A 23,080-nucleotide genomic window follows, 5' to 3' on the forward strand; every position below is an offset into this window, starting at 1 on the left:
AATGAAACAATTCGAAACAGCAGTTACAAAGAATATAGGCAGGAAGAACTCGACTCTTCACTCAGCGGAATAAAAATCAATTCTGGCCCTATTCGTCTCGGCAGGTTGTGATTATACCACAATTAAACAAGCTGTACCCGCTGTCTACGACTCAACCTGCGGCAGAAGAAAATATTTTCTTCTACCGCAGGAAACAAAACTCTATTTTACCATACTCCTCAAAACGAGAGGATCTAGCTTAACGCCGGGTCCCATGGTTGAAGAAATTGTGATACTTTTTAAATAAACACCTTTACTTGCGGAAGGTTTGAGTTGAATAATTCTGGCGACAAAAGCGAGAAGATTGTCCTGCAGTTTTTCAGCACCAAATGAAAGCTTCCCGATACCGGCATGAATAATACCAGCCTTGTCAACCCGGAAATCAACCTTCCCACCTTTGATTTCCTTTACAACATCCGCCACATCAAAGGTAACAGTACCAAGTTTGGCGTTGGGCATCAGGTTGCGGGGGCCAAGAATTCGTCCAATTTTTCCTACGGTTCCCATCATATCAGGGGTAGCAACCGTTTTATCGAATTCAAGCCAGCCTTCTTTAATTTTTTCTATGAGATCATCACCGCCGACGTAATCTGCCCCAGCCTCGAGAGCTTCTGCTTCCTTGGGTCCTTTTGCAAAAACCAGCACCCTGGTAACCTTTCCTGTTCCATGGGGCAGAGAAACCGACGATCTGATCATCTGATCCGCATGCCTTGGATCAACACCAAGTTTCATTGCGATATCAAAAGTTTCATCGAATTTAGCGTAAGTAGCAGACAATACTGCCTTTATCCCGTCTTCAACAGGATAAAGCATTGATCTGTCTATTGCTTTAATTTTATTTTTATAATTCTTTCCGTGTTTCGGCATAGCAGCCTCCTACTCGACCAGGGCAACAAAAAAACCTGTCGGCAGTAAAATATTGAAAAATTAATCTATAACAGTAATTCCGGCACTTCTTGCGGTTCCCTCAATGATGCGCATGGCACTTTCAATGTCATAGGCGTTAAGGTCAACCATCTTGGTCTCGGCAATTTCACGAATCTTGTCGCGACCAATTTCCGCGACTCTCTCAGCTTTTGGATTACCGGAGCCCTTGGCAATTCCAGCTGCCTTCAGAAGCAGAACGGATGCCGGTGGAGTCTTGGTAATATAACTGAAAGAACGATCCTGATAAACGGTGATAACCACGGGGACGATTGTGTCACCCATTGACTGTGTCTTGGCGTTAAAACTCTTGCAGAATTCCATGATATTCACGCCATGCTGCCCGAGAGCGGGCCCGACCGGCGGTGAAGGATTTGCCTTTCCCGCGGGAATCTGCAGTTTGATGAACGCCATTTCTTTTTTGGCCATTGTTTTACTCCAACTCACTCACTGGTTTTTAACAAAAATCTTTCAGACCAGTATACATTTTTAGTAACCACTCACGGCATTAATAACTCTATGTTATTATTACCTACGAACTGTAACTGCCCACAGATGCCATAAATTCACAGGTTCTTTTTCGCTGCATCCCGCAGCCTGCTGCCTGTGCCAGCAAAAAAACCGAAAAAAGCCAGCCGTGCCTGTGGGTAATCACATTGCAGGACATCAAGCTTTATCTTAAATGCAGAATCAGGTGTTCGTCACCTGAACAAATTCAAGTTCGACAGGGGTTTCCCTGCCAAAAATTGAGACCATAACCCGAACCCTTCCCTTTTCCGGAAAAACCTCATCGACAACACCCTGAAAATTGGCGAATGGCCCATCAGTCACACGCACAACTTCCCCTACGGTGAATATCACCTTGGGACGAGGCCTTTCAGAACCATCCTGAATACGTCCTATGATTTTAGCTGCATCCTCATCAGAAAGAGGTATCGGATTTCTGTCATCGCCTACAAAACCAACAACCCGCGGCATATTCTGATGAATGATATGCCACGTGACATCATTCAAATCCATGCTGACAAGCATATAACCGGGAAAGAACCTCCTGCTTGAAGTTTTGCGGGTTCCCTTGATCATTTCAACAACCTGCTCGGTGGGCACAAGGATCTCGCCGAAAGATTCTTCCAATCCCTCTTTTTTAATACGCTCCTCAAGAGTAGCTTTTACCTTCTCTTCAAAACCGGAGTGCACCTGAAGGATATACCATTGTCTTGCCATAGGATCAGTATCGTAATAGAGTGAAGATACGAATAAAGTATCAGTAAAAGTAAGTTTTTGCTTCTTACTGTAAAATCGACGCCACAACTTTGCCCAGCAGCAGGTCCACCGTTCCAAGGTAGATTGAAATCACCACCGTCAACACGACAACAACACCGGTGAGCCCCAGGGTCATTTTTTTATCCGGCCAGACAATCTTCAAAAACTCTACTTTGACTTCATCAATAAATTTCTTTATCTGGGCAGGTGAGTACGGTGACGGCTCTTTAACCTTGACTGTTTTATTTTTTCTGGACTTCTGTTTTCCTGCCATCTCCTACCTCCCAAAAAAGTAACTCCTCACAGAGGCAACAACTGTCTGATTTAATAACCTCTGAACTGTAACTGTCCACAGGGCCACAGATTTTTGCAGGCTCTTCTCCGCTTCTGCCAACCTAAGCGGACAAAAGAGACCGTGAAAAGCCGAGGTGCCTGAGAGCAATTACCAAAAAAAACGTGTGTTCATAATTCCCGATCCAAAACACAACCGAAAACTCCCTGCTCCACAAACACCTATGGCAGGCCAGGAGGGACTCGAACCCCCAACATCCGGATTTGGAGTCCGGCGCTCTACCAATTAGAGCTACTGGCCTGCACAAGTTAAGCTACTTGGTCTCTTTATGTGGAGTGTGTACTCTGCAAAACGGGCAATATTTATTAAACTCCAGTTTATTTGGCGTGTTTCTCTTGTTTTTCGTCGTTGTATAGTTCCGGCGCTTACAGGTTCCACATGCCAGAGTCACGATATCTCTCATTATCTTACCCTATTCAAAACATTAACCTGCCTGCAGAAACAGGCAGGTTAAAACAAATTATCGTGAATGAATCAGGAGTCAATCTCACTGATAACACCGGCTCCAACTGTACGCCCACCTTCACGAATAGCAAAACGCAGACCGACATCCATGGCAATGGGAGTAATCAGCTCTACAGTTGCAGCAATATTATCTCCCGGCATTACCATTTCAACACCCTCTTCCAGGGTCAACACACCGGTTACGTCCGTAGTTCTGAAATAGAACTGCGGTCTGTATCCGTTGAAAAACGGAGTATGCCTTCCGCCCTCATCCTTACCGAGAATATAGCACTCGGCCTTGAACTTGGTATGCGGGGTAATGGATTTAGGCGCAGCAAGAACCTGTCCACGTTCAATCTCATCTCTCTTGATACCACGAAGAAGAGCACCGATATTATCTCCAGCCTGACCTTCATCCAGGAGTTTACGGAACATCTCAACTCCGGTACAGGTGGTTTTCTGAGTTTCCCTGATACCAACAATCTCAACCTCATCCCCGACATGGATAACACCACGCTCTACCCTGCCGGTAGCGACAGTACCACGTCCGGAAATAGAGAAAACATCTTCAACCGGCATCAAAAACGGCTGATCCACATCGCGCTTCGGCTCAGGAATATATGAATCAATTGCTTCCATCAGCTCCCAGATGCACTTGGTCTTCTCCTCATCCTCAGGATTCTCAAGCGCAAGCAGAGCCGAGCCCTGAACAAAAGGAATATCATCACCAGGAAACTCGTATTTATCCAGCAGTTCACGGAGCTCCATATCCACAAGCTCAATCAACTCTTCATCATCGACCATATCACATTTGTTCAGGAAGACAACGATAGCGGGGACACCAACCTGACGGGCAAGAAGAATGTGTTCCCTGGTCTGGGGCATCGCACCGTCAGTTGCTGCCACAACCAGGATTGCACCGTCCATCTGCGCAGCACCGGTAATCATATTTTTGATATAATCAGCATGACCAGGGCAATCCACATGAGCGTAATGACGTTTTTCAGTCTCGTATTCCACATGTGCCGTGGCGATGGTGATTCCTCTTTCTTTCTCTTCCGGCGCCTTATCAATCTCGCTGAAGTCAGTGAAATCAGCCTGACCTTTAGTAGATAAGACACGAGTAATCGCAGCGGTCAAGGTTGTCTTACCATGATCGATGTGACCAACAGTCCCAACGTTGACATGCGGTTTAGTCCGTTCAAATTTTTCTTTTGACATCTTCTTGTCTCCTCAGGCCGTTAAAAAGGATTTTTTGCTTACCCCGACAAACAGGGTCAGGCACCAAAGCTGAAAAGCTCCCCCGCAAAGCAAAAAGCGGGCACTGCTCTCGACAGGCACCAGTAACACCCCACACCGAACTGGAGCCCACGACCGGATTTGAACCGGTGACCTCATCCTTACCAAGGATGCGCTCTACCGACTGAGCTACGTGGGCGCCATATCCAAATATGAGAAATAAAAATGGAGCGGGAAACGAGACTCGAACTCGCAACCCTCAGCTTGGAAGGCTGATGCTCTACCAATTGAGCTATTCCCGCTCTGGGTATCTCTCACTTCACAAAGCAAAAGAAAAATGGTGGAGGGGGAAGGATTCGAACCTTCGAAGGCTTGGCCGACAGATTTACAGTCTGTTCCCTTTGACCGCTCGGGAACCCCTCCAGGGGAAGTGTCTGAAAAAAGACAGGCACTTATATTCTCTTTTAAGCACTTTGTAAAGTGTTTTTTTTAAATGGAGCTGGCGATAGGACTTGAACCCACAACAACCTCATTACAAGTGAGGAGCTCTACCAATTGAGCTACGCCAGCTTACAGGGTGAGAGAATATACTCACTTCAAAATCTTAATTCAATAGATATTTTCAATTTTAAGCTTTTTTCTTGAGGGGTGCCTTGAAAATTACGAATTATCGTCCCGTGTCATGGAACAGGGGAAATTAAAAAGGGCAGGATTCATTGAGAATCCAGCCCTTTTTCAGATCACTTATGTGATATTATTTATTCGCAAAGGCACTTTCTCGATACTTTTCAAAAGTATAAGCTGCTGTCCTGTAAATAAGATGTGCCAGTTTTGTGTACGGGAGATAGAGGAAAAGCATCATTATCGCCACCAGGTGGAAAAAATAGACAATATATCCCATGGTCGGCATACCTGCCCATCTAAGCAGTTCAGCCCCGAGACCGGTAACACCAACTGCCGTAATTTCCCAGATAAGAAACCAGTCATAAAAAGTTACTTTTGTGTCAAGCTCCTGCTCAGCTTTTCTCCTGTTGCTCCACAACACCGCTATGCCGAAAATAAAGGCCACGGCTGAAACATTGGCCAGAATTTTAAAGGGGTCCGTCAATGGAAGCGGACCATGCAGTGAAGGCCAGATAAGACCAAGGACATCATTCTTCAGCAAAGACCAGCAGGTCACGATAAAGAGACCGATAAAGGCAAACATCAGCGGCAGATGCCCTCTGACCCTGTCAATATGAGTAGTACATTCCTTAAAGCGATTATGCTGGACAATCTCTACAAGCGAAGGCCACAGGAATTCCTTGACAAACTGGACTGCGGAAGGACGATAATCCGGGTTGACACCTTCATTTTCCGCCATGGCTTTCCACATTTTTGTGATACCCTTGAATGCGGAAAAAAGACCGAGCCCCAGGGAAGGAACCATTATAAGAACAATAAAAAAGATATTCTTGGCATACCATTTAAAGCTCCAGGTGCCAAAAAACTGCTGGTAACCATGGTGGGCAAAGTCTTCCTGGGACGGAATATGCATGGCTCCCGATAACAGCCACATGATCAGGATTACAATAACCGGGATACCTATCAGCATGGGCAGTCCCTTCGCACTTGATGCCAGTTTGGCAAGGGGTGCCGGCCAGCCGTAATGGGTATAGGCATAGGCACGAATCGCCCCGAGAACATCGCCGGGTTTGGCGCCGCGTGGACAGTTTGCCGTACAGTCACCACACTGATGACATAAAAACACGTCCGGGTCAGCAATAAGCTTTTCCTTCATCCCCCAGCCAGACCAGATCATTTCCTTACGCGGAAACGGACTGCCGTCTTTTGAAAGGGGACACATCACAGAGCAGGTGGCACATTGATAACACTTTTTCAGTGTATCCCCTCCTGCTTCCTTCAGAGATCTGATAAAATCTAAATCCGGTTGAACATTCATTTTCTTCCTCCTGCTATATTATCAAAAAATACATCATCTCAAACTTTGCCTCCTGGCGGCAGCATTGAACGCCACCATCAAAAAGGATGGTGGCGTAATGATAAAAAACAGATTAGAAGCCTTTGAATGGATTTGGTCCCATCTCGACGATTTCCTCTACAAAATCATTCAGAATCTGCGGGATTTTGTCGTAATCGGTAATGGCAACCTGTTCAGCCGCACAACGCTCCGGCTCAAGACCGAGGGTTGAAAGAGTATCACCTATATTTTCCATACGCTTGTTTGCGATTTCAGATCCTTTGACGAAATGGCACTGGTAATCATCTCCATAAGTACATCCCAGCAGCATGGCACCGTCCATTCCGGCAGAAAGTGCATCCCTGATCCAGGCCATATTGACTGAACCCAGGCAACGTACCGGTATAAAACGGATCATGTGATTAATACCATTCCTCTTCATTCCGGCCATATCAAGGGCAGGATAAGCATCGTTCTCACAGACAAACACAATTATTCTCAAACGATCGTCATCGTCTTCCGGAACTTCAACCGATTTGATCATGGAGCCGATCAGATCAATATTATAATCCTTGAAGCCGATAATTCTTTCCGGACAGGCACCCATGCAGGTACCGCAGCGGCGGCAGCGGGTCGGATTCGGCAGCGGTGTTCCTTTTTCATCATCATCCAGGGCACCGAAAGGACATTCTTCCGTACACCGTTTACACTGGGTGCATCGCTGCATAAAGAAATCCGGATAAGTTGCATCACCGGAACGGGGATGTACGGCTACGCCACGATCAACAGACTCGATACACTGGATAGCCTTGAGAGCTGCACCCGTGGCATCGTCAACTGCCTCCTCCATGGTTTCGGCCTTCCTGACACCACCACAGGCATAAACACCGGTTCTCCTTGTCTCATACGGAAAACAGATAAAATGAGAATCCGCGTAACCGTCAAACAGGTCCAGATCAGAAAAAGCCGGTCCCTGCCGATAGGCAAGGTTGATGGAATTTTCATTGGCTGTAACCGGTTCCATACCGGCAGCCAGAACCACCATGTCCACGTCCAGGGTCAGGTCCTCACCCAGCAGGGTATTTTCCGCTGACACGCTTAATTTATCGCCATTTTCCTCCACCTTCATGACCGTTGCCTTGGTCATGAATATACCGTCATGGAGTTGAACATTTTTATAAAACAGCTCCATATGGCCGGGAGTACGCATATGCTGATAGAGGATAAACGCTTTGCCGTCTTCATTGTCCTCACAGACATACTGAGCCTGCTTCAGAGCAACCATGGAAGTGACAGAGTTGCAATAAGGGAAATCCTTATCGTGCTCTTCTCCGCCCGGACTCTGGATGAACGCCACACTTGCAGGCACCTTGCCTTCCTTGGAAAGCTTTTCGAATTCCGCGTTGGTGACTACATTCTTCAGGGTGCCATGACCCAGGTGTTCATACTGGGACACATCAGCAGGTTTCCATCCGGTTGCAAGCACAACCGAACCCACCTTGATGGCATCCGGGTCAATTTCAGTATATTTCTGCAGTCCCTCGTTGGGATCTTCCATCTCACCCTTTTCAATGAGATCCTGCTCGTCGACAGTTACCTTGGCAGGCGCGTCCCACTCGCTCTTGGTTCCGGCCTCCTTCAGGGTGACATTGAAATCACCGGGCGCACCGGAAATACGGGCAACTTCCATGCCGGTCTTCACCGTGATTTTTGGGTTGCCTTCAACCTCCGCTATCATCGCACCAATCGGGTTTTCCTCAAGATCGGTCCACGGAGCCTTGGTGGGAAATGATTTTCTCCAGCCATTGGCCTTACCGCCGAGCTTATCCTCTTTTTCAATCAGCAGAACATCATAACCGGCGGCGGCAGCTTCTTTCGCCGCGGTGAGACCCGCAAGACCACCACCCATGACAAGAATGGTTTTATGCAGCATTTCAAGCTTGAACGGCTCCGGCAGTTCCGTTTTCTGGGCACGGGTGCAGGCCATTCTCATATAATCCGCTGCTGTTTCCTGCAGATACTCTGCGGCTTCCTCGGCAGGTTCTTCACCTTCCGCAGGCTTGACTTCCGCCCAGACCACCTGCTCACGCAGGTTGGCGCGAACCGTAATTTTATCATCACCGAAATTAAATTCGTCTGCCATCACACGCGGAGAACATGCTCCAATAACAACGGTATTGATGCCATCGGCGATATCTTTTTCTATAAAAGCACGCCCTTCCTGTCCACAGAGGCATTCATGACTTTTGCACTCCATGGACATTTCATCAGTTACAACCTCGGCAAGAGCCTCCATATCAAGCGCTTCCCCGATGCCACAACCGGAACATATATATGCACAATATGTCTTATCCATTGATAATTACCTCCTGGAAACCTGAATTGCCTTAAGGGCAGCAGCAGTTGATGATTGAGTGGTAGTAACGACATCCGCAGCTTTCTTGGCACAACCTGCGGCTATCATTGCTTTTTCAGAATTGGTCATGACAAAACCATTGCTGTCCATATCGAGAGCAACAGGAGCGCCCTGGATATCCAGAGTCGGCTGCATGCCGGTTGCCAGTACGGCCATATCCACTTTCTGAGATATCTTTTCAGCAGTGAGGGCATTTTCGGCTACCACGGTTACGCCGCCATCAGACTCCACCACTATATCGGCCACCTTGCCTTTAATAAAAGTCGCCTTTTCGTCGGCCATCCTCGCTTCACGGAATTTCTCGTATTTCCCAGGAGTTCGAAGATCAATATAGAACACATAAATCTGAGCGTCGGGGTACTGCTCGCGCACATAACTCATCTGCTTGAAGGTTGCCATACAACAGATATGAGAGCAGTATTCAAGATGATTTTCATCCCTGGAGCCAGCGCACTGGACAAAGGCGATGGACTCTATTTCCTTTCCATCCCCCGGTCGGACAATAGTGCCACCCGTGGGGCCATTTGGCGCGGCCATCCGCTCCATCATCATATTGGTGATAATTGACTGGGAGTCTGCAAAATGGAGATTTTCCATTTTCGTGGGCTCATATGGGGTCCAGCCGGTAGCCCAGACAATGGAAGCGACCTTGACGGTTTTTGTCTCCACCTGCATATCAAGGTCAATGGCATTATATTTACATGCAGCCTTGATCGCCTCTTCCCCGGCAGAACTCAGGGCATCTTTTTTAACAACATATCTCCTCGGAAAGGCCATTTCATGGGGCAGATATGCGGCCTTGCATTTATCCATACCGAAATTGAATTCATTTTCAATCTCATCGGGACAGGCGTCACTGCAGTCACCACAGGCTGTACAGTTGCTGTTCACATATCGGGGAGCCGTTTCCAGTGTCACTTCATAATTACCAGGTGTTCCCGAAACAGACTTTACAGTTGTCAGTGTATAAGTCCTTATTTTTCGATTGTCCTTGATGCGACGGAAATTGATTTCAAGTCCACAGCTCGGGGGACACAGTTTCGGGAAATACTGATTCAACTGGGCCACCCTGCCTCCAAAACTGGGGCCCTGTTCAACAAGAAATACATCATTCCCGACTTCCGCGGCTTCCAATGCAGCAGTCAAACCACTGATGCCACCGCCCACGACCAATATTGCACTGGAAGTGCCTTGCTCGTCAGTCATACCTTACCTCCATAATTGCTCATAAAAATATTGTACCGTTGACACACATCCACACAACATACCAAATATATGGATCGTATATCAACTATTGAGTGCAACAGAACAACCTGAGCTACCAAATCAGGTGAAACCCGGAAACTTTCCCAAGGGGACTCAAGTGAATAATAGTTGACCCGACATGCTAAAACCACGTTTTCAACCAATGATTTCAGACTATTGCGAGTCAATAATCCCCCTGCCAAATACCAGAGGCGGGTTTTTAATCTCAAACAGATGAAATTCAAAAGAAATTTGATTTATGTTGGCCAGGGCAGAAATTCCCTGGCCAACATAAATCAAAATCCCTGTTACAAAAAAATCTCCAGAAGTCATAAAAGACCCCTGGAGATTTTTCCTACATCATATCAACAGTAAACCTTGCTGACCATATTATTAGAGCCAGGGGTCGGTTTCGACGATGTTGATACACTCTACCTTCTCACATTTCCATTCCTGGGTCTCAGGATTGAAGGTGGAGTTTACGAAACACTTCCAGTTCTCGTCATCACAGGTCGGGTAATCAGACCTGTAATAGAAGCCCGGATAACGGGATTCCTTACGGAACTCGATGTGACGGATATGGGTTTCAACACACCAGATACGATGGTAGTTCTCCCAGCAGCGCAGGAGCTCATGCAGGTCACCGGCGGCCATTTTCTCAGCATCTTCACGGAGAAGCTGGAGAAGATCGAGGCAGATGTTGAGCAGTTTTCCGGAGGTCATGTAGTAAGTAGCAACACCACCACCGTACTCGTCCGTTGCCTTCATCAGACGCATCATGAGACCAGCAGGCTTGCAGTAGTTCGGGTTTACATCTTCGGCGGTGGAAGCACCGACGAATTCGTAGTACCGCTTGACAGGTGCATAAATCTCATCTGCGATTTCCTGCGGAGTCTGCTTGAGTTCAGGTGTGAAATCAGCATTATCACGACAGAACTTGACCATCTGCTTGGCACAGATACGGCCTTCAGCATGGGAACCGGAAGAGAACTTATGACCGGAAGCACCAACACCGTCACCGGCGGTGAACAGACCGTCAACAGTAGTCATACGGTTGTATCCCCACTTGTACTTGTGTACACGGGAATCGTTCTGTACATCGGGTACCCAGTCTTCTTCGGGACCGGAGGTCCAGATACCGCAGCAACCTGAATGGGATCCGAGCATATAGGGCTCAGTCGGCATAATCTCAGAACCTACCTTCTCAGGCTCAATGTTCATACCGGCCCAGAGACCAGCCTGACCTACAGACATGTCGAGGAAATCTTCCCAGGCTTCAGACTCGAGATGTTTCCAGAACTTCTTCAGTTTCTTCTCGTCCATTCCTGCTTCACGGCGCTCGTCAAGGAATGCGTTCAGAGCAACGTCGGTAGCCATGTAGATAGGACCACGGCCTTCTTTCAGCTCGTTGATCATCAGATGGTTACGCAGACAGGTGGGAGTAACTGCGGAAGCGCCGTAAGGCATATATTTGGAAAGCTCTTCCTTGGCCGCATCGCCCATCGCATAGAACTCTCCAAGGCCGTTGGAAACTTTGGCTTTGAACAGGAGGAACCACGCGCCAACCGGTCCGTAACCATCCTTGAAGCGGGACGGGGTGAAACGATTTTCCATCATGGTCAGGGTAGCACCGACCTGAGCACACATGGTGTAGGTGGAACCTGCGTTCCATACCGGATACCAGGCACGTCCTTTACCTTCACCCGTTGAACGGGGACGGAAGATATTTACCGCACCACCGCAGGCAACCATGGCTGTTTTGCAGCGGAAGATGTGTACCTTGTTTTCACGGGTGGAGAAGCCAGCCGCACCGGCGATCTGGTTCGGCTTGTTCTTGTCGAGGAGCAGTTTCACGATAAATACACGCTCGAGTACATTGTCAGCACCAAGAGCGGTCTGTGCGGGCTCTGCAACGATGCACTTGTAGGACTCACCGTTGATCATGATCTGCCATTTACCGGTACGTACCGGAGTTCCACCTTCACGCAGGGTCGGAGCAGGCTTGGCACCGTCGAGGTTTTCGCCGTCCGCGTCTTTCTTCCATACGGGCAGACCCCATTCCTCGAACAGCTTGACAGACTCATCAACGTGACGACCACAGTCATAAATAAGGTCTTCACGGACAACGCCCATCAGGTCGTTACGAACCATCTTGACATAATCTTCAATTGCGTTCTCTCCGATATAGGTATTGATAGCGGAAAGACCCTGAGCAACAGCACCTGAACGCTCAAGAGAAGCTTTGTCAACCAGCATGATTTTCAGATCTTCCGGAGCCCACTTCTTGATTTCAAAAGCGGTTCCACAAGCAGCCATACCACCACCAACGATAAGAACATCCACATCGTGCTCGACGATTTCCGGGTTCACATCGGCTTTGAGCTCACCTTTTGGTTTATTAGGTAACGCCATATTTAAATCTCCTTGGAATAATAAGATTTTTATCAGTTAAAACCTTCTAACTTTACTTATTTGGGGGTAGGAAGATCGCTTTCGAGGAGCAGACATTCGTCGTCCAGGTTAGCGCCTTTTTCACCCACATAAGCATTGGCAGCACCTTCAGCGGTGGTGCGAATCGGGAACTTGAAGCGTTTCATAGTTCCATTACGGAATTTAACGGTCCACATGATGGAATCGGAAGACCTCATCGGATGAACCTGGCCGCCCATCGGTACGAAGTCATCATAACCACGTACGAAAATAGCGCCCTGCGGACAGATTTTAACGCAAGAGTAACATTCCCAGCACGCATCAGGCTCCTGATTATACGCCAGCATTTCCTCAACGTTCAAAACCATCAGATCGTTCGGACAGATGTACATGCATGCGGTTTTATCTCCACCCTTGCAGCCATCACATTTGGAAGGATCTACATAACTTGGCATTAAACTACCTCCTCAGTTTGTATTAACTGTTGTGACCCTGAACCGACAGGGCCAACTTAAACTATGTACAATTGATACCATAAAAACCCTCAGCTCCATACAATTTTATTTAACAAAAGCATAAAATACTTTTACTAACACAAAAAAGGATGCAGCCGAGTATTGCTAACAATCATTTATTGAGGTACAAATCGTGAAACCTGCACAACAATGAATGACTACTCATTTTCATAAGAGTTTTTTATATTAGGTTGCCTGGTAATTGTCAAGGAAATTCATAAACCACTCTCCGCGCTTTAATCGTAACTATTCCGCACTATAACCTGCCGTGGTTTTGCTCCATCAGCGGGGCCGATCACCCCGTCTTTTTCCATCTGCTCTATCATTCTGGCGGCCCTGTTATAGCCGACCCTGAGGCGTCGCTGCACCATGGAAATGGACGCCTGGCCCGCCTCGGTGACAATGGCGACAGCCTCATCGTAGCGTTCATCATAATCATCGCTTCCGGCACCGTCTTTACCATTTTCATCCCGTTCAATTTCCTCGATCACCTCATCGTCATAGGTGCTGCTGCCCTGGCTTTTCCAGAAATCAACAATATCGGTTGTCTCACGTTCGGAAATAAACGCCCCGTGAATCCGCTTGATTCTCGAAGTACCCGGAGCAAGATAGAGCATATCCCCCGCACCAAGAAGATGCTCGGCTCCCGATGTATCGAGAATCGTTCTGGAATCAATTTTGGAAGACACCTTGAATGAAATTCTGGTGGGGAAATTAGCCTTGATCAGTCCGGTCAGCACATCGACCGAGGGACGCTGGGTTGCCAGGATCATATGCATCCCCGCCGCCCTTGCCATCTGGGCTAGCCGGGCAATGGCGGCCTCCACATCCTTTGAAGCCACCATCATAAGATCCGCAAGTTCGTCAACTATAATTACGATATACGGCAGTTTTTCCTCGTTATGTTCATTGTAGGAATCAAAGGATTTGACCTTGCTCTCCTCCAGCAACCTGTAGCGTCGCTCCATTTCCCTCACCGCCCAGTTCAGGGCACGGGAGGCCAGTTTGGGATCAACCACAACCGGATGGAGCAGGTGGGGGATCCCCTCATAGCCGGAAAGCTCGATCCTCTTGGGATCAATCATCAGGAAACGAACTTCTTCCGGGGTGGCATTGTAGAGAATTGAGGCAATAATGGTGTTTATCCCGACACTCTTGCCGGCACCCGTTGCGCCCGCGATCAGAAGGTGCGGCATTTTCGCCAGGTTGGCCATGGAAAGATTACCCACCACATCAAGGCCGAGGGCGATGGAAAGCTTGTGCTGATTTTCGCGGTAATCTTCCGAACCGATCAGGTCACGGATATAGACGATTTCCCTGTTTTCATTCGGGATTTCCACACCAAGAGCGGCTTTTCCGGGAACAGAACCCACAACCCTCACCGACCTGACTTTCAAACCCAGGGCCAGGTCATCCGCCAGACCGACAATTTTATTTATTTTTATACCGGGAGCCGGAGCATATTCATAGGTGGTGACCACAGGTCCGGGGGAAATACCGACAACCTTACCCGAAACACCAAAATTTTTTAATTTCTGCTCAAGCTGTTTGGAGAGCTTGTAATACGCTTCCTTTTCAACCTTGGTGTGGACCTGTTTATTTTTACTGAGCAGTGACAGCGGCGGCAGTTTCCAGTCCCCCCTGGCCACCGGCCTGGCCGCGAACTCCTCATCCTCCCGACTCCTCTTGACAGCCGAGGCGGACTCTTTCAATTCCGGGACAGTCTGCTGCCCCACGGCCGGTTCCTGCTCCCCGGCCGGCTTCTTTTTCCTCTTTTCCTGAATCTTCCCGCGTTTCACACTTCGCTTCTTCTTTGCGGCTTCTTTTTTCAGGGGATCCCGTTTAACAAAAGAAAAGAATTTTTTAATGGCTTTCCAGACCAGTCTGACGCTTTCATAGGGAGAAAACTGGGTGGTGAGCATCAGCGCAATCAGAAAAAACAGGCTGAAAACCATGACCGTGCCGCCATTGCCGATAACAGAGCGCAGGAGAACAAACCCTGTTCTCCCGAGAAACCCTCCAGTATCGAGGAGTTTCGGGTCCCTGATAGCCAGGCTGGAAAGCAGCCCGCAGAAAGAGATAAGGGCCATGGAAAGGCCGGCGGTGACCTGGGGCAACCTGTCAAAGGACATCCTCGGTCTGAAAAAAAGAAGAGAGAGCAGCAGGGTCAGGCTGGGAAGCATATAGGCTCCCAGGCCGGTAAAATCCTGCAGGAGAGAAGCCAGAAGCAGGCCGATTTTCCCGCACCAGGAAGGGCCCAGTTCAAAACTTACGGAAAAGAGACTGAGAAAAATAAAGAGTGAAACAAAGATACCAAAAACAGCCAGTGCCTCCTGCTTCAGCCCCGGCCGTTTCTGATCAGTTTTGGCAGCCATGCGTGTTACCCCGTTTCCAATAAGTAACTACTCACAGACAGCATCCAGAACTCCATTGATGAACCTGGGAGACTCGTCACCTCCAAATCGTTTTGCTATCTCCACCGCTTCATTTATGGCCACCTGGGGCGGCACATCATCCACGTGAAGCATTTCATACACCGCGATGCGCAACAGGTTTCTGTCGGTTGGCGCAATCCTGGGCAGTCGCCAGTGGGTGGCTTTTTTTTCAATGATCGAGTCAATCGATTCCAGTTCAGTCAAAACCCCTTTGATCAGGTCATACCCATAGGGCCGTGCCTTTCTGTTCACCTGGTACAGAGAGCAGAAAAGACCATAACTGTCCTGCAGAGCGGCCTCGTCACCCACGTCCGCCACCGCAACAAAATCATTCTGATAGAGAAACTGCAGTGCCGCCTCTCTTGATTTCCTACGTGTTCCCATTATCACACCATGGCAGAGAAACAAGCCCCCTGCCGTATCAAATCAATGCAGTCTTTCAACCAGGTTGGCCATCTCTATGGCGGCAACCGCAACTTCAGCGCCCTTGTTACCGGCCTTGGTGCCGCTCCTCTCGATTGCCTGCTCGATTGTCTCCGTCGTCAGTACCCCGAAAAGAACCGGAACCCCGGTTTCAAGCCCCACCTGGGCCGCGCCCTTGGAAACCTCGTTGACCACAACGTCAAAATGGGGAGTGGCTCCCCTGATAACGACCCCCAGAACGATGACAGCATTATATTTCTGCGAACCGGCAAGACGTTTGGCAATCAACGGGATTTCAAATGCTCCGGGCACCCGCACGATATCGATATCGCTTTCCAGGGCCCCCGACCGAATAAGACTGTCAAGTGCACCTTCAAGCAGCTTTTCGCTGATAAAGGAGTTAAACCGTGCAACAACTACCGCAAATTTTTTTCCATCCGCCTTCAGGCTGCCTTCAATAATATTCGCCATATTTTCACCTTGCAATAATTCAAGCTGCCTCTCAATCTTCAACAGCTATAAGATGCCCCATCCGATCCCGCTTGCAGAGGAGATATCCCTTGTTTTCTTCTCCGGCAGGCATTTCCAGCGGAATACGTTCAACAACCTCGATACCATATCCTTCCAGACCGACAATCTTTTTGGGGTTATTGGTGAGTATTGCCATTTTTTTCACCCCGAGATCCCGCAGGATCTGAGCTCCGATACCGTAATCCCGCAAATCACTTTTAAAGCCGAGTTTATGATTGGCCTCAACCGTATCCATCCCTTCAGTATCCTGAAGACAATAGGCCTTGAGCTTGTTCACCAGGCCGATTCCCCTTCCCTCCTGGCGCATATAGAGAACAATACCGGCCCCCTCCTGGTCGATCATTTTCATCGCCGCTTTAAGCTGCAGGCCGCAATCGCACCGGGAAGAGCCAAACACATCTCCGGTAAGACACTCGGAATGCACCCGGACAAGCACCCGTTCCACCTTGCTGATATCACCTTTAACCAGGGCAATATGTTCGTGATTATCAACGGAATTTGTATAGATAACCGCCCTGAATTCCCCCGCGTGATCCGTGGGGATTCTTGCCTCGGCTTCCCGCTGGATCAGAACATCTTCACGTAACCTGTATTCGACAAGATCGGCAATGGTCGCAATCTTGAGATCGTGTTTTTCCGCGAATTTCTCCAGGTCAGGCATACGGGCCATTGTCCCGTCATCATTCATAATTTCACAAATGACACCGGCGGGAGTCAAGCCCGCCAGCCTGGAGATGTCAACGGAGCCTTCCGTCTGCCCTGTCCTGACCAGCACTCCGCCGTCCCTTGCCCTGAGAGGAAAAATATGGCCGGGGCTGATAAGATCTCCGGGCCCGGCATCGGGCGCTACCGCCGCCTGGATTGTGCGCGCCCTGTCGGCCGCGGAAATCCCGGTGGAAACACCTGTCCGTGCCTCTATACTGACCGTAAAACCGGTACCGTAAGGAGATTTATTGTCATTGACCATCATGGGAAGCTGCAGCTTGTCCACGAGTTCTCCACTCAGGGTCAGACAGATCAGGCCCCTGCCGTAAGTTGCCATGAAATTGATGGCTTCGGCATCCACGGCCTCGGTCGCCATATAAAGATCACCCTCATTTTCACGATCCTCATCATCGACAAGAATGATCATCTTGCCGTTCCTGATATCTTCAATTACTTCTTCAATTGGACTGACAGCCATAATATTCTCACCCTAAAATTCCACCCAAATCCTGCACTTCAGAAAATGAAAAATTGATAAACGTTTTAATTCAACATGTTACATGCATATATATTGAGAAGCTATAGGAATCCATGCTTTGCAAGAAAGCCGGGCCCGATACCTTCGCCTTTAATTTCAACATCTAGATCTTTTGAAGAGAAAAGCAGTTTCTCCACATATTTGCCAATAAGATCGACCTCTATATTTACCCTGTCACCCACCTTCAATTCCCCCAGGGTTGTGATCGAAAGAGTATGAGGAATGATGGAAACAGCAAAAATGCCAGGTCTGCAGCTGTTTACTGTCAGACTGACACCGTCAATGGTGATGGAGCCTTTTTCAATCACGTACCTGTCAAGGTCAGGAGTGAGAGAAAAGGTAAAAACTGTATATTCCCCGGCCTTCTCAATGGTTTTCACCCTGGCCATACAGTCTACATGACCGGCCACCATATGACCGCCAAGTCGATCCGACAGCTTCAGTGCACGTTCCAGGTTGACGTTGTCCCCCTGGTTGAGTGAACCAAGCCTGGTGCGCCTGAGAGTTTCCGGAGAGACATCGGCCTGAAAACTGCGCCCCTTTATATTATAGGCGGTCAGACATGTGCCGCTGACCGCAATGGATTCTCCCTCCACGGGATCTTTGAGATCAAACCCCGCTTCAATGGTAAAAACGAGACCACCGCCAACCGATTTTTTTGCGATCAGTCTGCCGACACCCTCTATTATCCCGGTAAACATGAGAGATCACTCCCCGACATATCAACCCTGCCGCTCCAGACGTTCAGCCTTTTCTACAAGGCCTGCGGCTATATTATTATGCTTGAAATTTTTATGAATGGAAGCGGCCGTCCTGTAGGCATCGGCAGCACCCCTGTTATTTCCCGAGTCAATATAAATCTCAGCCAGCAGTTCAAGGGTTGCAACCGCTCCCTGTGGATCACGATTATCCTGGTACCAGTCAAGAACATCAAGGGCCTGGGATACAGCTTTATCATACTGCTCAAGACCACGATAAGCACTGATGATATTTTTTGAAACAGCAATCAAACTCATCCTGTCATTGGACCGGTCACAGATTGCGAACGTCCTCTGAAAATGTTCCAGAGCAAGGTCATACTCTTTTTTTGCCAGACAGACAAGCCCAAGTTGATTGCTGGCATTGGCCACTCCCGGTTCATCATCTCTTTTTTCAAAACCGACCAGGGCGTTATGCAGAGCCACCGCGGCCTGACCTGGATTATTGTTTTCAAGAAAACGCTTCCCCTCTTCATATTCAGCCTGCACGGAATCAGTAACCTTCTTTTCCGCCTGATCCCCATCAACAGGTGCAATCGACTCAATATTTTGTAATTTACCGCTCATCAGACATCCCTCCATCGACGGCACGAACAGCATCCGCGGCGGCTTCGCCAACTGTCATGGATACCGGTTCTCCGTCCTTACAATATGTAAATTCTTTGTCATCTTTCTGCAACTCAACAAGTTTTCCCCTCACTTCCTTCGCCCTGATATTCCCCATGAGCCGCACACAGTTGCCACGCACACCGGCATCGGAATGGTGCAGTAAATCAAAAAGACTGTAGAAGGGAAGATTTCTGATCAGGTCGGGGCGGTTTTTTGAGACTTCCGCCAGTGCCCAGAGTACCTGGGTCCGGGTGGAGGAATCGTGAATATAGTTGAGAAGATGCCTGGCGAAGGCGCCGAAGATATCAGGCCGCATGGAAACAATATACCCGATGGTCTCCACCATTCCCCAGGGCGTTGCCGCCGAATCGGAACAGGCCTCAAACAGACGGTGGAGAAGCTCCGACACCTGCCCCGGTTCACGACTTGACAACCTGGCACAGACCCGCCCCGTTATCCAGGCCACATACCAGCGGTTTTCCTCCACCGGATCATAGAGCAGCCTCTGCAGAAGACGGAGCCCCTTTTTGTCGCCGTAACAGAGGCCGGTAAGGCCATCCACATCCCCCCGGCTGACCAGCTCCTTGATCTCTTTTTTGGTGATTCTTTTTCTGACCGTGCTTTTCTCCGGCAGCGGTTCCACCTCCACCCTGTCCTCTTTGAGCAGGGCCTTGAGTGTTTCGTCAGTGAGTTCCCTGTTTTTATTCTGTATTTTTTTTGCAATTTCGGAAACATCAGTATGCAGACGAACAAAATAAAGCACACCACGAACGGCTCTTCCGTCGATATTTTTCTTGGCTACGACCTGGTGGGTCCGCTCGTCATAGTTTTCTATCCGTCCGGTCAGGTAATCGTCTTCGGGAAGAAGCTCCCAGGCGAAATCACTGTTCCCGTCACAGGCGTACATGAGCGCTTCCACCATTGCGGCTCCCACGTTATGACCCGTTGCCTCACAGGCGTATACCGCACCGCACTGACACTCCCCCATGGGGAATTCATACATCTGCCTTTCGGGGCTGTCCGTTGCCCTGCCGACCTTCTGCCCGCAAAACGGGCACCAGGGATCTGTTGTTGAACCATCTTTTGCCATCTTGCTCACTACTGATAAGAATTATGACCTGAATCCTGCACTGAATCCTGCACTTCAGGTATGATTTTATAGCCTCTTCACAGGCGCGCCAGTTCCCCGCAGACTCTTCCTTTCTCTGCAGGCCACCATCAATCCGGCAAAGGAATGGAGCACCTGTTAATAATTACAGAGTTATCAGCCGAGCTTTTCCTGCAGGCTGGCGGCGAACTTGGGATCAACCGAGTAACCGAGTTCCCTTGCCTTGTCCAGGTGTTCTTTCGCTTCTGAAAATTTCCCGTTGAAATAGAGGGCAACGGCCAGATTATTGTGACCGAGCGGGGAATCCGGATCCAGCTCCAGCCCTTTTCGGGCTGCTTTTTCAGCACGGTCATCTTCCCCTTTCATGGTCAGAACCGACGTGAGGTTCATCCAGATATTCGCCAGTTTCGGATCGCACTGCAAGGCTTTTTCATATGAGGCTATGGCCTTGTCAAGCTCATTGTTCTGCTGGTGAATCAACCCGAGATTGGTATGGGCCTGGGCATTTTCCGGCTGCACTTTTATTGCATCCTCATTGAGTTTCTTTGCCTTTTCAAGATTACCCCTGCCAAAATAAATGGCGCCGAGATTGATCATGCTCTCGCAACTCAACTCATCAATTTCAATGGCTTTTTCAAGAGCTTCTATGGCCTCGTCGATCCTGCCCGCCTTCATATACACCAAACCCAGGTGATGAAAGGCCATTACTGAGTTGGGGTGTTCCTTACACTTTTTTTCCAGTTCCTCTATAACCCTGGATAAATCTTCCTGCAGCTGTTCAGACATAATTTCCCTCGAATATTCTCTATAAACACAACCCGCTGATATTCACTGTCCTTTGCGGAATCGAAAAATTCCGTTCGAATTCAGGAGACATGGAATAATAAAAACGCATCATATCAGACATACATGAGCCATTTATTTTTTCCAGCGACACAGAAATCGGACAAAAGACCGTTTCCGGATAGACAGTGCTAACAGGCGGGATACAGTTCTGTGTACTCTTCAACCTGTCACTTCTTCGACCGCCTACAATATAGACACCTTCCCTTTACTTGCAACCTAAATCCTGCACGACTACCGGTTAAACCTTTCTCCACAGGTTGACAGCAATTTGTCCTTCTCCTCGTGCAGGATCTGTTTTGCCTGCCTGACGTCCTTTTCTATCTGGGCGGCCAGTTCCTTCACCCCTGGAAATTTGCGCTCACTTCTCAGAAATTTTATCAGGTTTACCTTTATAGGCTTGCCGTAAATATCTTTATTAAAATTAAAAATATGAGTCTCTGCCACCAACTGATCTTCCCCGAAAGTCGGATTACGACCGATATTGAGAATTCCACCGTAGCAATCACCCTCGCAGATGACCTGGGTCACATAGACACCGTGTTTCGGCACAAGGTCCTCACGGTCAAACTTCAGATTAGCCGTGGGGAAACCGATCTCCCTGCCACCACGCTGCCGGCCCACACGAACCGTGCCGCGAATCTGGTAATACCTTCCCAGGAGAGTACAGGCATCAGCCATCCTCCCATTCATCACAAGCCGTCGTATCTTCGTGGAACTGACAAGTTCGCCATTTTCATAAAAGGGATTGATGACCTTAACCGGAAAGTCGTATTTTTTTCCCTGTTTCCGAAGAAACTCGATATTGCCGCTTCTCCCCTTGCCAAAGGCATAATCGTAACCGACGACAAGCTCCTGCAACCCAAGCCTTTCCACCAGGTAATGTTCAACAAAATATTCCGCAGTGGTTTTGGCGAATTCCAGGGTAAAGGGGATAACCAGCAAAACATCAATACCGGCCATCTCCACCAGTTCGATTTTCTGTTCGATGGTTGAAATCAGTTTTATTCCTTCCGGAAGGAGAACCTGGAGTGGGTGAGGATCAAAAGTTATTGCCACACTTGTACCGTTCTTCTTCCCCGCACTTTCAACAACCTCCGCGAAAAGCTGCTGGTGGCCAAGGTGGACACCGTCAAAATTACCAATAGTTACGCAGGTTCCCGCCAGGGGACTGCTGATATCATCAATATTTCTATAAATTTTCATAAACCATTTCAGGATTCAGGATTTTTTTTTAAACGGGTCAAGAAAGTCTTGACAAATAACCGCTCAGGGTTCATATTCTACCGCACTTGCCGAAGTGGCGGAATTGGTAGACGCGCTAGGTTCAGGGTCTAGTGGGGGTATCCTCGTGGGAGTTCGAGTCTCCCCTTCGGCACCACTCAATTTTTAAGGCTTTATCCCGGTAACAGCGGGATAAAGCCTTTTTTTGTGTCTTCATCTCTTTCCTCCTCCCTTGCTATCTTTTGCTGTTTTATGCTATATTTTGATTACAAAATGGAGCAAAAATGGAGCAAAAAAATGGCTCGAATTGAAAAACGAAAAAACAAGCGCGGAATAAGCTATCTGGCGACAGTACGTCGAAAAGGGTTTGAAACCGTTGCCAGGACTTTTGATACCAAAGGAGAAGCTATCGCCTGGGCAACCGGTGTTGAGCAGGATATGAAAGATCAGCGGTATCAAAATCCGCGAAGGGCCATGAATACGTCCTTTGGCCAAGCTTTGGAAAAATACATTAACACCATTTCTCAAAAAAAAGCAATTAACACTCATATGCTGGAGAAGAGTGCAGCGCGGCGGCTATTGGAGCAAATTGGAGCAGAAACACCATTGGGGTCAATAACAGCAGCGACTGCAGCAAAATACAGGGATGCCAGACTACAAGAAGTGTCGGCATATCCAGTTCGCCATGAGCTTGCATTATTATCCCACTTGTTCACCAAAGCCAAAAAAGAATGGGGCATTCCAGTTGAAAATCCCGTTGCTGATATTGAACGTCCAGCGCCCCCCAGAGGCAGAACCCGGTTCTTAACAGATGAAGAAGCTGTAAAATTACTGGAATCCAGCCGCAAAGCCCGGAATTATCGATTCTACTATTATATACTCACTCTTTTACATACCGGAATGCGGTCATCTGAAGCGGCAGGTTTGCGATGGAATCAAGTCAACTTGAAGAAAAGAGTGATTTTTCTGCCGGACACAAAAAATAAAGACACCAGGTGGGTGCCCCTGACAAAAGAACTCACCGAGGAACTTTCAAGCCTGAAAAAGATCAGTAAGGGGAAGGATGAAAATCTGGTTTT

The 23,080-nt window shown here is 48.4% G+C and carries 21 protein-coding genes and 6 tRNA genes; 2 read left to right on the plus strand and 25 right to left on the minus strand.

The genetic code is table 11. From position 1 onward, the window contains the following. Positions 1 to 201 precede the first annotated feature (201 nt). From rplA to ACXLDX_RS08665, 25 genes are all read right to left on the minus strand, one after another. Positions 202 to 906 (minus strand): 50S ribosomal protein L1, encoded by a 705-nt coding sequence (gene rplA / locus ACXLDX_RS08545; RefSeq protein ID WP_457576759.1) that lies wholly within the window; start codon positions 904 to 906, stop codon positions 202 to 204. A 60-nt stretch (positions 907 to 966) separates the two neighbouring features. Beyond that, the gene (rplK, locus tag ACXLDX_RS08550) at positions 967 to 1,392 is read right to left on the minus strand and encodes a 50S ribosomal protein L11 (RefSeq protein WP_228855954.1); all 426 of its coding nucleotides are present in this window, start codon (positions 1,390 to 1,392) and stop codon (positions 967 to 969) included. Positions 1,393 to 1,653: 261 nt separating this feature from the next. Next, a complete protein-coding gene (gene nusG, locus ACXLDX_RS08555; protein ID WP_457576760.1) occupies positions 1,654 to 2,187 on the minus strand; it encodes a transcription termination/antitermination protein NusG in 534 nt (177 codons plus the stop codon). Between the two features lie 64 nt (positions 2,188 to 2,251). Continuing rightward, positions 2,252 to 2,500 carry a preprotein translocase subunit SecE gene (secE, locus tag ACXLDX_RS08560; RefSeq protein WP_457576761.1) on the minus strand — a complete coding sequence of 83 codons (249 nt, stop codon included), beginning with the start codon at positions 2,498 to 2,500 and terminating at the stop codon, positions 2,252 to 2,254. Between the two features lie 242 nt (positions 2,501 to 2,742). Continuing rightward, positions 2,743 to 2,819: transfer RNA gene (locus ACXLDX_RS08565), tRNA-Trp, on the minus strand. Between the two features lie 12 nt (positions 2,820 to 2,831). Continuing rightward, positions 2,832 to 2,984, minus strand: a complete 153-nt coding sequence (rpmG, locus tag ACXLDX_RS08570; RefSeq protein ID WP_407929111.1) for a 50S ribosomal protein L33 — start codon at positions 2,982 to 2,984, stop codon at positions 2,832 to 2,834. Between the two features lie 68 nt (positions 2,985 to 3,052). Then, positions 3,053 to 4,243 (minus strand): elongation factor Tu, encoded by a 1,191-nt coding sequence (gene tuf, locus ACXLDX_RS08575; RefSeq protein WP_457576762.1) that lies wholly within the window; start codon positions 4,241 to 4,243, stop codon positions 3,053 to 3,055. A gap of 141 nt (positions 4,244 to 4,384) precedes the next feature. Next, positions 4,385 to 4,460: transfer RNA gene (locus ACXLDX_RS08580), tRNA-Thr, on the minus strand. 27 nt (positions 4,461 to 4,487) lie between these two features. Further along, a tRNA-Gly gene (locus tag ACXLDX_RS08585) sits at positions 4,488 to 4,563 on the minus strand. Positions 4,564 to 4,599: 36 nt separating this feature from the next. Continuing rightward, a tRNA-Tyr gene (locus ACXLDX_RS08590) sits at positions 4,600 to 4,684 on the minus strand. Between the two features lie 71 nt (positions 4,685 to 4,755). After that, positions 4,756 to 4,831: transfer RNA gene (locus ACXLDX_RS08595), tRNA-Thr, on the minus strand. Between the two features lie 184 nt (positions 4,832 to 5,015). After that, complete coding sequence (qmoC, locus tag ACXLDX_RS08600; protein ID WP_457576763.1) at positions 5,016 to 6,203, minus strand: quinone-interacting membrane-bound oxidoreductase complex subunit QmoC; 1,188 nt, start codon at positions 6,201 to 6,203, stop codon at positions 5,016 to 5,018. 112 nt (positions 6,204 to 6,315) lie between these two features. Beyond that, positions 6,316 to 8,577 (minus strand): hydrogenase iron-sulfur subunit, encoded by a 2,262-nt coding sequence (locus tag ACXLDX_RS08605; protein WP_457576764.1) that lies wholly within the window; start codon positions 8,575 to 8,577, stop codon positions 6,316 to 6,318. Between the two features lie 6 nt (positions 8,578 to 8,583). Continuing rightward, on the minus strand, positions 8,584 to 9,843 hold the full coding sequence (locus tag ACXLDX_RS08610) for an FAD-dependent oxidoreductase (protein ID WP_457576765.1): 1,260 nt from the start codon (positions 9,841 to 9,843) through the stop codon (positions 8,584 to 8,586). A 432-nt stretch (positions 9,844 to 10,275) separates the two neighbouring features. Further along, positions 10,276 to 12,294: an adenylyl-sulfate reductase subunit alpha gene (gene aprA / locus ACXLDX_RS08615; protein ID WP_457576766.1), complete on the minus strand. Its 2,019-nt coding sequence runs from the start codon at positions 12,292 to 12,294 to the stop codon at positions 10,276 to 10,278. Positions 12,295 to 12,350: 56 nt separating this feature from the next. After that, a complete protein-coding gene (gene aprB / locus ACXLDX_RS08620) occupies positions 12,351 to 12,767 on the minus strand; it encodes an adenylyl-sulfate reductase subunit beta (RefSeq protein ID WP_228855945.1) in 417 nt (138 codons plus the stop codon). 296 nt (positions 12,768 to 13,063) lie between these two features. Then, positions 13,064 to 15,202 (minus strand): FtsK/SpoIIIE family DNA translocase, encoded by a 2,139-nt coding sequence (locus ACXLDX_RS08625; protein ID WP_457576767.1) that lies wholly within the window; start codon positions 15,200 to 15,202, stop codon positions 13,064 to 13,066. A 27-nt stretch (positions 15,203 to 15,229) separates the two neighbouring features. Beyond that, on the minus strand, positions 15,230 to 15,646 hold the full coding sequence (nusB, locus tag ACXLDX_RS08630) for a transcription antitermination factor NusB (protein WP_457576768.1): 417 nt from the start codon (positions 15,644 to 15,646) through the stop codon (positions 15,230 to 15,232). 42 nt (positions 15,647 to 15,688) lie between these two features. After that, on the minus strand, positions 15,689 to 16,156 hold the full coding sequence (ribH, locus tag ACXLDX_RS08635) for a 6,7-dimethyl-8-ribityllumazine synthase (RefSeq protein ID WP_457576769.1): 468 nt from the start codon (positions 16,154 to 16,156) through the stop codon (positions 15,689 to 15,691). Between the two features lie 31 nt (positions 16,157 to 16,187). Then, on the minus strand, positions 16,188 to 17,399 hold the full coding sequence (locus tag ACXLDX_RS08640; RefSeq protein ID WP_457576770.1) for a bifunctional 3,4-dihydroxy-2-butanone-4-phosphate synthase/GTP cyclohydrolase II: 1,212 nt from the start codon (positions 17,397 to 17,399) through the stop codon (positions 16,188 to 16,190). Positions 17,400 to 17,500: 101 nt separating this feature from the next. Continuing rightward, complete coding sequence (locus ACXLDX_RS08645; protein WP_457576771.1) at positions 17,501 to 18,160, minus strand: riboflavin synthase; 660 nt, start codon at positions 18,158 to 18,160, stop codon at positions 17,501 to 17,503. A gap of 21 nt (positions 18,161 to 18,181) precedes the next feature. Then, positions 18,182 to 18,784: a tetratricopeptide repeat protein gene (locus ACXLDX_RS08650; RefSeq protein ID WP_457576772.1), complete on the minus strand. Its 603-nt coding sequence runs from the start codon at positions 18,782 to 18,784 to the stop codon at positions 18,182 to 18,184. After that, a complete protein-coding gene (locus ACXLDX_RS08655) occupies positions 18,774 to 19,916 on the minus strand; it encodes a DVU0298 family protein (protein WP_457576773.1) in 1,143 nt (380 codons plus the stop codon). The genes ACXLDX_RS08650 and ACXLDX_RS08655 overlap by 11 nt, the downstream gene beginning before the upstream one ends. Before the next feature lie 174 nt (positions 19,917 to 20,090). Further along, complete coding sequence (locus tag ACXLDX_RS08660) at positions 20,091 to 20,720, minus strand: tetratricopeptide repeat protein (RefSeq protein ID WP_457576774.1); 630 nt, start codon at positions 20,718 to 20,720, stop codon at positions 20,091 to 20,093. A gap of 291 nt (positions 20,721 to 21,011) precedes the next feature. Further along, complete coding sequence (locus ACXLDX_RS08665; protein ID WP_457576775.1) at positions 21,012 to 21,983, minus strand: bifunctional riboflavin kinase/FAD synthetase; 972 nt, start codon at positions 21,981 to 21,983, stop codon at positions 21,012 to 21,014. An 88-nt stretch (positions 21,984 to 22,071) separates the two neighbouring features. Between ACXLDX_RS08665 and ACXLDX_RS08670 the strand changes: the two genes are divergently transcribed. Both ACXLDX_RS08670 and ACXLDX_RS08675 read left to right on the plus strand, forming a co-directional pair. Further along, positions 22,072 to 22,158, plus strand: a tRNA-Leu gene (locus ACXLDX_RS08670). 140 nt (positions 22,159 to 22,298) lie between these two features. Further along, positions 22,299 to 23,080, plus strand: a 782-nt coding sequence (locus tag ACXLDX_RS08675) for a tyrosine-type recombinase/integrase (protein ID WP_457576776.1), incomplete at its 3' end; no start/stop codon positions are given.

It is taken from the genome of Desulfomarina sp. (assembly GCF_054039375.1).